Here is an 11727-nt window from a genome sequence, read left to right on the forward strand (position 1 = left end):
ATATAAATTCCCGCTTTCAAATCCAATAAAATTAGTTTACTTTAGCGCTATTATTAAAATTGATATACAACACGATGAAACAAGTAACTTTAAATCACATTCACGAAGGTTTAGGAGCTAAAATGGTTCCATTTGCAGGATTTTCAATGCCTGTTCAATATGAAGGTGTAAATGCAGAACACGAGACAGTAAGAAACGGTGTAGGGGTATTTGATGTATCTCACATGGGGATTTTCAAAATTTCGGGTCCGAATGCGTTGCCATTAATCCAAAAAGTTACTTCTAATGATGCTTCTACGTTGGTAGATGGAAAAGCACAATACTGTTATTTTCCAAATGAAAAAGGAGGAGTAATCGACGATATCATTACCTATAGAATCAATGAGAATGAATATCTAATGGTGGTAAATGCATCGAATATCGATAAAGATTGGACGTGGATCAACCAGCATAATGATGTAAATGCAACACTTGAAAACTTATCTGACGGCTACTCTATTTTAGCTATTCAGGGGCCTAAAGCTGTTGAAGCAATGCAAAGCTTAACCTCAGTGAACTTAACTGATCTTAAATTTTACAACTTTACCATCGATACTTTTGCTGGAGCAAAAGACGTAGTAATTTCTGCAACAGGCTATACTGGTTCAGGAGGATTTGAAATCTACGCGAAAAACGAAGATATCGAAATGATTTGGAACAAAGTATTTGAAGCTGGTGCAAACTGGGGAATCAAACCTATTGGATTAGCAGCACGTGATACTTTGCGTTTAGAAATGGGATATTGCTTATATGGAAATGAGCTAAACGATGAAATCTCTCCTCTAGAAGCAGGATTAGGATGGGTTACTAAATTCACTAAGGACTTCATTAGTGCAGATATCTTAAAAGCACAAAAAGAAGCAGGACTACAAAACAAATTAGTAGGTTTTGAATTGGTAGAAAAAGGTATTCCAAGACACGATTACGAAATTGTGGATGCAACAGGTGCTGTAATTGGAAAAGTTACTTCAGGAACGATGTCTCCTTCTTTAGGAAAGGGAATCGGAATGGGGTATGTAACCTTAGCACATGCTGCTGAAGGTAGTACAATCTACATTAGAATTAGAAAAAACGATGTTGAAGCAAAAGTGGTAAAAACACCGTTTTATAAAAAATAATGGAATCAAAAACTAGGGGCTTAAAATAAGCCCCTCTTTTTTATGATATATTTTTTTTATCTTTTATTTTTGCATTATTAAATCAAGTTATAAATTATTATGGGAAGAGCGTTTGAATTTAGAAAAGGACGTAAGCTAAAACGTTGGTCTGCTATGGCAAAAACGTTTACGAGAATTGGTAAGGACATTGTAATGGCTATTAAAGAAGGTGGACCTAACCCAGAAACAAACTCTCGCTTACGTGCAGTTATGCAAAACGCTAAGGCAGCTAATATGCCGAAAGAAAACGTTGAGCGTGCAATAAAACGTGCTACAGATAAAGACACCGAAAACTATAAAGAAGTAATGTTTGAAGGCTATGGTCCTCATGGAATTGCTTTCTTAATTGAATGTGCTACAGATAACAACAACCGTACAGTTGCTAATATTAGAAGTTACTTTAATAAATGCAATGGTACATTAGGAACATCTGGTTCAGTAGAGTTTATGTTTGATCATACTTGTAACTTTAGAATACCTGCAGATGCCAATAGAGATTTAGAAGAATTTGAATTGGAATTGATTGATTATGGTATTGATGAAATTTTTGAAGACGAGGATGGAGTAATGATTTATGCTCCTTTTGAAAGCTTTGGTGCAATTCAAAAAGAACTAGAAAGTAGAAATATTGAAATCTTATCTTCAGGATTTGACCGTATTCCACAAGTTACAAAAGAATTGACAGAAGCTGAACAAGCAGATGTGGATAAATTATTAGAAAAAATTGAAGAAGACGATGACGTTCAAAACGTTTTCACAACGATGGCGTAATCTCCTTTCTTCTGGATATATCAAAAGCTTCCCTAGGGAAGCTTTTTTTTATGGAAATGGGTTAAGGGTTATGTTATGGGTTAGGGGTTATGAGTTAGGAGGTAAGAGTTTCCTCATCGCCTCACAAAGTACAAACCTCACAAAGCACAAACCTCACAAAAAACAAACCTCACAAAAAACAAACCTCACAACCCATCACTTACTAATTTCATTCCAAATCACATCTTCTGGTGTTGGAGCTACTATCGTCAGGATTTCTTTGGTTACAGGATGAGTAAACGTTAACGAACGGGCGTGTAGGTGAATTCCGCCGTCTGGATTACTTCGATCAGCCCCATACTTTAAATCACCCTTAATAGGACAACCTACTGCGGCTAATTGGCAGCGTATTTGGTGATGACGTCCCGTGTGTAAATCAATTTCTAAAGCAGAATACGTTTTCAATTGATGGAACAAACGATAAGTCAATTTGGCTTTTTTGCTATTGGAAACCTCTTTATTATGCGCTTTAGAGGTGTTATTCTTTGGGTTTCGGACTAAAAAATGCTCTAAAGTATCTTCTACTTTAGGTGGAGCATCTTTCACAACAGCCCAATACGTTTTCTTCGTTTCTCTATTTTTAAAAGATTCGTTCAAACGCGTCAAGGCTTTGGATGTTTTGGCAAATACTACAATTCCCGAGGTAGGACGATCCAAGCGATGTACCACACCTAAATAAGCTTCTCCTGGTTTATTGTACTTTTTCTTTAAATACAATTTGATGATATCACTTAAAGGCATATCTCCCGTTTGATCCCCTTGAACTAAATCACCCACGCGTTTATTGATCACGATGAGGTGATTGTCTTCGTGTAAGATTTGTAAATTATCTGGAGTAGAAACAACTTTCATACGATGAATTTTAAAACAAAAATATCCTTTTAGATGTAAAAGGATATTTTTGAAAGTATATTTTGTAAAAAAAACAGTTTAGTACTGTTCATTTTCATTAGGGAAATCCACTGCTTTTACATCGTCAACATATTGTGCAACAGCATCTTTCATCTGATCAAAAATGTTTAAATAACGACGTAAGAATTTAGGGTTGAATTCGTGTGTTAATCCAATCATATCATGGATAACCAATACTTGTCCATCCACCCCATTACCAGCTCCGATACCAATAACAGGAATCGAAATGCTTTCTGCTACTTTTTTCGCTAATGTAGCTGGAATTTTTTCTAATACAACAGCAAAACATCCGATTTCTTCTAGCATTTTAGCGTCTTTCATCAACTGTTCTGCCTCTTCCTCTTCTTTGGCTCTAACGGTGTACGTTCCAAATTTATAAATAGACTGAGGAGTTAAACCTAAATGCCCCATTACAGGAATACCCGCCTCTAAAATGCGTTTGATTCCTTCTTTGATTTCAATACCACCTTCCATTTTTACTGCATGTGCGCCACTTTCTTTCATAATTCGAATAGAAGAACGCAATGCCTCTTTAGGATCAGATTGGTAAGAACCAAAAGGTAAATCCACTACAATTAGAGCTCTATCTGCACCTCGTACTACCGATTGTGCATGGTATATCATTTGATCTAGTGTGATTGGCAATGTTGTTTCGTGTCCTGCCATTACATTACTAGCAGAATCTCCAACTAACATGACATCAATTCCACCAGCTTCTAAAACCTTGGCCATTGAGTAATCATAACAAGTAAGCATTGATATTTTTTCTCCATTGGCTTTCATATCAATCAGCGACTTAGTAGTCACTTTTTTATAATCTTTCTTTGCTACTGACATTGTTGTTTATTTTGTAATTCCTTGTAAAAGTAGAGTAAAAAGACTTGAAATAAAAAATTTAGCAGTAATAAATCAATTCTACTCGCAATAATTCATTATTGCGAAACTCAAAACTGTAGAGTACATCCTCCACCGCAATGTAATAAGTATGTTCAATTGGATCAATGGTCGTGATTAATCCCTTGGCTAATTTTAGGAAGAGTGTTTCTGTCGTATACTGCTCCAACAAGTGATTATCTAGAATAAAACCATTTTTATTGAGCATGTCCATTTTTCTTACCTTATAGGTATGATCAAGGTCATGCGTGATAAATTCAGCCGAATTAAAGTAGGAGTTAGATTCATAATCCTCCAAGGCACAATCTTCTAAATTGGAAGATTCATCAATCGGATACCCTAAGTAGTTGTGAATCCAATCGATATCAAAACCGTCTATGGGCTCAACTTTTCCGTTTAAAGCAAAGCCAAATTGCTTTTTCTTCACCATTTTGTTCACTTTAGAAGAATCACCCACTTTAGGCATGGATTTAAATACTTCCAATTGCATTTTCAACAATTCTACTTTTTCCGTTTCATCTTGTTTTGTTGCAAAGTCGATATAAAGCTGAATGGCCTTTTGCGTTTCTTTGTCTTCGCTGTTCCAACCTAATTCTAAGATGCGCTCCGCGTATTTGCGTTGTTCGTTCACTTCGGTTGCTCCTTTGTACGCTTGAATCAACTCACTCATCACAGGGCGTTCACCTAAATATTGTACCGCTACATAACCATATCCATCTTTATACGAAATCGGAACCCATGCATTTTTATCATACGGATAAAACTCAATCGGTACTGCCGTTCCAATTAAGACCGTTCCCAATACACTAGCGGTACTACTTGGGTATTCGCGCACCTTTAATCCCGCTACAGTTGTGAAAAGGTGAGGAGATCCATAGTACTCATCCATTTCAATAATTGGAGCAGGTGCTGCTGGTGAATCTTCGGTATAGTATTCTTTTAGGTTTTGGGTATCCACAATATAAATGGGATTCTCGTAATCACGGTCTATCTGTACTAAGCGTTTGTTGATTTTCTCATAGTAAGAAAGATGTGCATTAGAAATAAAAATCCCTGCCTTTTGAGTCGCCGCTTTGTCTTTATAGGCTTCTGTGGGCTTGGTGGTATACAAGGTAGTAGATTGTGCTGCAGCTTGTAATGAGCAACATAATAATAAGGCTTGAACGAGTGTTTTCATACGGTGTTCTGTTATTCAATATAGGTTTAATTGAGGATGTAAAATTGATAAAAAAAATAAAGCTGAAAATAGAAAAATGCAAAGTAGGGCTGAATTTCACTATTTCTAGGGAGGAAGTAGGGGCGTCAAGAAGTTGTACAACGGCAACATTGCTGAACAAACCTGGAAAACAGCCCAAGATAATGTATTGCGTCGTTATAGTTATGCGTATGATAAGGTTAACCGTTTAAAAGCAGGAACCTACCACGAACCTGGAGGTATCACACCTATCATCGGATTGTATGATGAAAAGATGAACTACGATGCCAATGGTAATATTATCTACTTAAATCGAAAAGGATGCAGTGTGAATACAGCCATTGCGTTGGATCTCGATCAGCTGACTTACAGTTATGAAGGTAATACCCTACAAAAAGTAGTAGACAGTTCTAATAATACTGATGGATTCAAACAAGGGAGTACGGCTGATAAACATTACGATTACGATAGTTTTGGTAACCTGAAAGTAGACCGAAACAAGGGGATTACGGCAATGAAGTACAACCATCTGAATTTACCTACTGAAGTAGTTTTTGCAGCGGGAAAAATTACTTACCTTTATACAGCCACAGGTGAAAAAGTACAGAAAAAAGTAACCCAAGGCAGTACAACAGTCGTTACAGATTATATCGATGGTTTCCAATACGTAGATGGTATATTGAGTTTCTTCCCTACAGTAGAAGGATATTTCAATGCAGAGACTAGTAGCTATGTATACTAATACCGCGACCATTTAGGCAACGTTCGCTTGAGTTATTCGGATGCAAATAAAAACGATAAAATCGACGTTGGTGAGATCATTGAAGAAACGAATTACTATCCATTTGGATTGGCACATCAAGGGTATAATGAGAAGAATAATACCATTGGAGACAAATATAAGTATCAATACAATGGCAAGGAATTACAGGATGAGTTAGGATTGAATTTGTATGATTACGGTGCAAGGAATTACGATGCTGCACTTGGTCGATGGATGAATGTGGATCCACACGCAGAGCGTTATACATCTTGGTCGCTATACAGTTTTGTGTTTAATAATCCACTTGTTTTCATAGATCCAGACGGTAGAGATCCGATTTATACTAAAAACTTTTGGGGTAGAACTAAACTTATTGGAGATGACGGAAAGGATGATGGACAATCGTACCTTGTAAGTGGTGTAGTAAAGAGAGATGTAAAAAATTCCACTAAAGCAGGAGAAAATTATACAGGTTCACTTACTGAAAGTGATAATGTATTTAAAATTCCAACAGGCGGTGTAATGGATGATGTGATTAGTTCCGTCAATGATACAAAGACATCAGAAAAAGAACACGGAGGACACGCAAACTCTGGCGATGCTAATGCAACACGTTGGGATGAGGGTACACCTGCACAAAAAGTAAAAGACACAAGCGGAAATGTTATCGGAGCGAAAGCATCTATGAATACTTTTGTGGTTAATGGACAGAGGCAGATGCCATTAGATGCCTCAAATGTAGATTATTGGTGGCATACACACCCTAATACTTCTGTTGGAGGTATACAGTTAGGTAGTTCAAATCCATCTCCTGCAGACTTTAGGTTTCAAACAACAATGGAGAATAGAGGATTTAAAGGCAACACGTTTGTTATTGGAGTAAGAAGTGGAACAGTAACATTTTATAATAAAAATAAGTCCCTGATAACTATTAAGTATTCTGATTTTAAGACAATGGGAGGTAAATAAATCTGTAATTGAGATGAAAACAAAGATAAAAATAATTTTAGCATTTATTGCGTTACTAAGTATATCTTGTTCAACGCTGAAGAGTAACATACAGAAGAACAACAAGTTTACAGACAAAACAATTTCTTCCCTTTTGGAGAAGAATGGAAATGTATTTTATCTTACTTCTACCTATGCTACTTTTTCAACGGTTTGGACATACAGTAAAGATAAACTTGAGATTTATAAGTTGATAAATGGTAGAATCAATTTTCAACAAGAATATTTCACAATATGCATTGATAACATTAATCAAATATCAAAAGAAGAATTATTTGAGTTAGACCAATGTATGGAATTAGAGGGAGATGGCTTTGGCTATAGAATAAAAAGAGGTTCAGAAATAGAGCAACAGGATTTACCGATAGGTATAGAATGTTTTACCAAATCAAAATACAAATCTGATTTCCTAAACAAAGTTGTCGAAGACATTAATATCCATAAAATGTGGGATGTTCGATATAAATAACCAAAAGAGCTGTCTTAAAAAGACAGTCCTTTTTCTTGATTTCACGAGCTAATTCTGATTTGTTCGTTCTTTCCTTAGTCAGTTCAACAGCTTACTGTTTAAAAGTAACATCGTATGCCTTTCAGATTCTTTTCATGATTCAAAGATAAGTCTTTATGTTTAACTTAATGTCTAAGCTAATTTAGTAAGTTCATAGTTTAAAACTGTAAGTACCAGTATATTATCGAGGAAAAAGCGTAGCTTTGGACGAAGATACCGCACGTAGTGCAAGGAATATCAAGACGAATTAGGCTTGAATTTACATGATTACGGTGCAAGGAATTATGATGCTGCACTTGGTCGATGGATGAATGTGGATCCGTTGGCGGAGAAAATGCCACAGTGGAATCCTTATGCTTATACATTTAATAATCCTATCAATATGGTTGATCCTACGGGAATGATTGGTGAAGATTGGATTGAACATACCACAGATAAAGGAGAAAAGTTACTTACTTATGATGCTTTAGTTCATAGCGAACAAGATGCGATAGATAGAGGATATCGAAATGTCAAAGGAGTATCAGAAACAATGTCTTACAATGGTACTTCAGGTACAGAATCTTATAACTTAAATGCAGATGGTTCAGTAACGGATAATCTTAGTGGGGATACTACCGATGTAGGATTTAGTCCAATGAGAACGAGTGATGGTTTTTACATTAGTGAGAATAATCATTTAAAAGCAATTTCTTCTAGTTTAGAAAATGGTGGAGCTAAATTTACCGAAGTTGGTTTAGCATTATCTATTACTGGTGTTGGGGCTCCATTAGGTGGTCCTTTGATGAGTATTGGTGGATTTATGAGTTTAGCTAGCACAACAATTGAATCAGGATTTATGTTGAATAGAGGAGAAGAGAAAAATGCAGCAGTCAATTTTGGAGTGTCTTTAATTTTTTCACGTAGTGGTAATTATGGTGTAAAGGCTGCCGAAAGAGTGATTGGAAAAGGTTTAAGCAGAGGAGGTACCACATTAATAAATGGTATTAATTATACGATGGAAGAAACAATTGGGGCGGATACAAAAAAATGGTTAATGAAATAAGATTTATATGGGATATATAATTATTTACTTAATTATGATAACAATAGGTTTAAGAGGTATACTAAAAACTAAATTACCTAAATTTAAGGATGGAGCTCGTTTTCCTATAGAAACGAATTATTATTTTAGTAATTATGCGTTATTTATTGCAGGGATTATTTTTTTGATAATAAAAATAAAGAGTTACTTTTAAAAGAGGAAAAACCCGCTAGTCTTTAGACTAGCGGGTTTTGTAATTTATAAAATAGATTGAGCGTTATTTAACAAATGCTTGTTTTGTTTTAAAATTTTGGATGTAGGTATCCATGATATAGAATAAGACTTTATAGTTGATGTATTTTCCTACTCATTGACCAAAGCCTATTTATAATATAAAAAGTTAGTTATCTTTAGCTTTGGATAATACCGTTTGAGTTGAGTTGAGTCGATGCGAATAAAAACGATAAAATCGATGTTGGTGAGATCATTGAAGAAACGAATTACTATCCATTTGGATTGGCACATCAAGGGTATAATGAGAAGAATAATACAATAGCCCAAAACTATAAGACCAGTATATTATCGAGGAAAAAGCGTAGCTTTAGACGAAGATACCGCACGTAGTGCAAGGAATTACAGGATGAGTTAAGATTGATATTGTATCCTCTCGACTTAAAGAACAACAGCTAATTCAGGAATGGACAAATTTAGGCGTTTGGGATCCAAATATATCTTATGATAATTACGCTCATGCTGTAGGTAGTAACATCGGTTTAGTAATGCCGTCTGCACGATTTAATGGGGTGTTTACTATTTTTAGTAAGTCAAAAGAGTCAGTAAGTCAAGGGTTTAGTTCTTTTAATGCTTTTAAAAGAGCTCATGGTACAGCAAGGAAAGGATATGCTTGGTATCATATTGTAGAACAACATTCGGATAATGTAGCTAAATTTGGAACTGAGAGCATTCATAATGTAAATAATTTAATTAAGCTTCCTCATGGAGCGGGTACTATTCATGCAAAAGTAACAGGGTACTATAATTCGTTAATGCCAGGTACAAGTATGAGAGTCAGAGATTATGTAAAAGGATTGAGTTATGAAAAGCAATACCAATATGGTATTGATGTATTAAAAAGATTTGGATGGACACCATGATGACAAAAGATAATATAAAAACAAAATTTTTAATAGAAGCTATTGAGTGGGGCAAGGCAATAGCCGTTGGAGATAAAAAAAATGTAAATAAACTCCACAAAAAAATACAAGATTTGTACACTAAAGCAAAGGAGTTAAACCATACAAATGTATTTAGTGAATTGCTTAGCGACCCAGATGAAAATGTAAGACTTTGGGCAGCAACTTTTACACTTAAGAGTTTTCCAGATTTAGCAGAAAGAACACTAGAAGATTTATCGAAATTAACTTCTATTACTGGATTATCTGCAAAAACGACTTTAGATTTATGGAGGCAAGGAATGTTAAATTTATTATGAGATAATAGAGTTATTGAATCCAAGTAATTTTTTGTCTGACAATTTAAGGAATAATAGTTTCAATTTGGGATGGAATATTTAGAGTAATCAGGGAGACGACTTTTTTAATGATTTTGGAAATATAGGTGTAAATAGTACAACAGGAAAGAGTACATTTTATGAAAGTTTGCCTAATATTACAATTTCGAGTAGTTTTAGCAGTAGCCAACGAGGAATATTGATTCAGGATCATGTGTATAAAAATGCATCGGGTTATCAGTATTTCAGAGATGGTCTTCGAGAAACACAATTAGATAATTTACAATCAGGGTTAGATATTATTGGGATGGTACCGATAATAGGCGAACCGATTGATTTAATCAATGCAGGTATTTCGTATGGTAGAGGTAGGTACGTAGAAGGATCTTTGAGTTTAGCGGCCACGATTCCATTTATTGGAGTTGGTGCTACAGTTTCGAAAGTTGGAGTTAAATTGATTGGACCTGCAGGAGATGCAGGTGCTTTGGTCACAAAACAAATACCAGAAAATTGGATAATTAAATCGGCTAAAAAAGATGCGGGAACAAGGTATATTGATCCTTCTAATATTGGTAACAATGTAAGAGTCATGAGAGGGAATGTTAATAGCCCTTTTGTTAATTCTCAAACACCTTATACCATAAGATATATAAATGGAGCTCCAGTAGATGTTCATAAAAAACAAATTTTAAATATAACTGGTAAAAATCAAAATAGAGCATCGAATTTACATGTACCAGTAAATGATTTTAAGTTTTAGAAAAAATGAAAAATAAAGAAAAAAATGTTATTGATATTCTGGAAAAAATAGCTGATTTGAAATTTCAAAAAGATGTATGGTTAGAAGGAAAATATTGGGATAGAGTTTCTAGTTTTGAAGAAGGAGTTAATTCCTTAGAAGACTATGACTTTTTTTCGGATGCTAAACAAGGTAGTATTAAATTCTCTGAGGTAGAAAAACAGAAGATTGATGGTTTTATTGCTAATTTATTAGAGTATGAGGAACAGGATGTTGAAAAAATGTTAAGAGATTCTGTTTGGATTAAGATTACAGAAGAAGCAAGAGAAGTAGTAAAAATTGTAAAAAACATCAGATAAAATAAAATTTAAAAACTCGTTTAACTAGTGGATTTGTCATAGCCTACAAAAAAAGCAACAGTGAATTTAGTTGACAGTTAACCGTTAACAGTCTACGGAAGATTATTCGATTAAAAGAGAAGTAAAACTGTAAGCTGTGAACCGTCCATCGATATTCAATTAAAGTATAAATAACACACCCACTGATCTTTTGGTTAGGTATTAAAGCCATAATAGGAATCGATGTTTCCCTTAAAATAGGTTTAACAGGTAAAACAAGAAAATAATGTATACGGCGATAACTTTGAATGGGAATACAGATATTTACTTTGATAATGAATTGTTGTTTAGATGTTTCACTTATAAATACTTCCTTAAGGATATCTTCTATATTGAAGATATCCATGGAGTAAAATTATTAGAACTAGAAATCAAGAACTTCTTTGGATTTAATAAAAAATACTTGATAGTAGGACAGAAATTACATCATCAGATTAGTTTATTTAAACTTAAGAAGAAATTATATTTAAAAGTAGAAAATGATACTATCTCATTAAATAAAAAGATCAGAGCTTGGAAATTTGAAGGAGATTTCATTGTAAATAATGATTTTTTCGGAAATTTTAATAACGATTTAAAATTTTTTAAATCATCATTTACATTTGATTTTAATAGCAAGAGTGACGTTAATATTTATTGTATACTATTATTTTCTATTTTGGTTATAGATGAGTTTAATACTCGACCAAGTACATGATTTTATTGGTGGATCATTACATGTTCCCTATTTAAAAAATAGTGCTATTTCGGGTAAATTAGACTAGGTTACT

At 34.3% G+C, this 11727-nt stretch carries 13 protein-coding genes and 1 pseudogene; 11 read left to right on the plus strand and 3 right to left on the minus strand.

What is annotated here, in order from left to right:
• Positions 1-74 precede the first annotated feature (74 nt).
• Positions 75-1157 carry a glycine cleavage system aminomethyltransferase GcvT gene (gene gcvT, locus ACUTSE_RS11435; protein WP_002991000.1) on the plus strand — a complete coding sequence of 361 codons (1083 nt, stop codon included), beginning with the start codon at positions 75-77 and terminating at the stop codon, positions 1155-1157.
• Positions 1158-1256: 99 nt separating this feature from the next.
• Positions 1257-1967 (plus strand): YebC/PmpR family DNA-binding transcriptional regulator, encoded by a 711-nt coding sequence (locus ACUTSE_RS11440; protein WP_002991003.1) that lies wholly within the window; start codon positions 1257-1259, stop codon positions 1965-1967.
• Positions 1968-2162: 195 nt separating this feature from the next.
• Here the strand turns inward: ACUTSE_RS11440 and ACUTSE_RS11445 are convergent, their stop codons facing one another.
• The 3 genes from ACUTSE_RS11445 to ACUTSE_RS11455 form a co-directional block, all read right to left on the minus strand.
• A complete protein-coding gene (locus ACUTSE_RS11445; RefSeq protein ID WP_002991007.1) occupies positions 2163-2858 on the minus strand; it encodes an RluA family pseudouridine synthase in 696 nt (231 codons plus the stop codon).
• Between the two features lie 78 nt (positions 2859-2936).
• Positions 2937-3755 carry a 3-methyl-2-oxobutanoate hydroxymethyltransferase gene (gene panB, locus ACUTSE_RS11450; RefSeq protein ID WP_002991009.1) on the minus strand — a complete coding sequence of 273 codons (819 nt, stop codon included), beginning with the start codon at positions 3753-3755 and terminating at the stop codon, positions 2937-2939.
• A 58-nt stretch (positions 3756-3813) separates the two neighbouring features.
• A complete protein-coding gene (locus tag ACUTSE_RS11455) occupies positions 3814-4989 on the minus strand; it encodes an SH3 domain-containing protein (RefSeq protein WP_445640311.1) in 1176 nt (391 codons plus the stop codon).
• 133 nt (positions 4990-5122) lie between these two features.
• Between ACUTSE_RS11455 and ACUTSE_RS11460 the strand changes: the two genes are divergently transcribed.
• The 9 genes and pseudogenes from ACUTSE_RS11460 to ACUTSE_RS11500 all read left to right on the plus strand — a co-directional run bounded on the left by ACUTSE_RS11460 (position 5123) and on the right by ACUTSE_RS11500 (position 11654).
• A complete protein-coding gene (locus ACUTSE_RS11460; protein WP_445640312.1) occupies positions 5123-5749 on the plus strand; it encodes a hypothetical protein in 627 nt (208 codons plus the stop codon).
• A 27-nt stretch (positions 5750-5776) separates the two neighbouring features.
• Positions 5777-6739, plus strand: a complete 963-nt coding sequence (locus ACUTSE_RS11465) for an RHS repeat-associated core domain-containing protein (RefSeq protein ID WP_445640313.1) — start codon at positions 5777-5779, stop codon at positions 6737-6739.
• Between the two features lie 13 nt (positions 6740-6752).
• Complete coding sequence (locus ACUTSE_RS11470) at positions 6753-7247, plus strand: hypothetical protein (RefSeq protein WP_445640314.1); 495 nt, start codon at positions 6753-6755, stop codon at positions 7245-7247.
• A 283-nt stretch (positions 7248-7530) separates the two neighbouring features.
• Positions 7531-8331: pseudogene (locus ACUTSE_RS11475) on the plus strand (RHS repeat-associated core domain-containing protein); the annotation flags it as partial.
• Between the two features lie 758 nt (positions 8332-9089).
• Positions 9090-9464, plus strand: a complete 375-nt coding sequence (locus ACUTSE_RS11480; protein ID WP_002991030.1) for a hypothetical protein — start codon at positions 9090-9092, stop codon at positions 9462-9464.
• A complete protein-coding gene (locus tag ACUTSE_RS11485; RefSeq protein ID WP_002991032.1) occupies positions 9452-9802 on the plus strand; it encodes a DUF2019 domain-containing protein in 351 nt (116 codons plus the stop codon). The genes ACUTSE_RS11480 and ACUTSE_RS11485 overlap by 13 nt, the downstream gene beginning before the upstream one ends.
• A gap of 166 nt (positions 9803-9968) precedes the next feature.
• Positions 9969-10580 carry a hypothetical protein gene (locus ACUTSE_RS11490; RefSeq protein WP_445640315.1) on the plus strand — a complete coding sequence of 204 codons (612 nt, stop codon included), beginning with the start codon at positions 9969-9971 and terminating at the stop codon, positions 10578-10580.
• 5 nt (positions 10581-10585) lie between these two features.
• Complete coding sequence (locus ACUTSE_RS11495; RefSeq protein ID WP_445640316.1) at positions 10586-10918, plus strand: hypothetical protein; 333 nt, start codon at positions 10586-10588, stop codon at positions 10916-10918.
• Between the two features lie 265 nt (positions 10919-11183).
• On the plus strand, positions 11184-11654 hold the full coding sequence (locus ACUTSE_RS11500) for a hypothetical protein (protein ID WP_445640317.1): 471 nt from the start codon (positions 11184-11186) through the stop codon (positions 11652-11654).
• Positions 11655-11727 lie beyond the last annotated feature (73 nt).

It is taken from the genome of Myroides sp. TSA_177.3 (assembly GCF_052691955.1).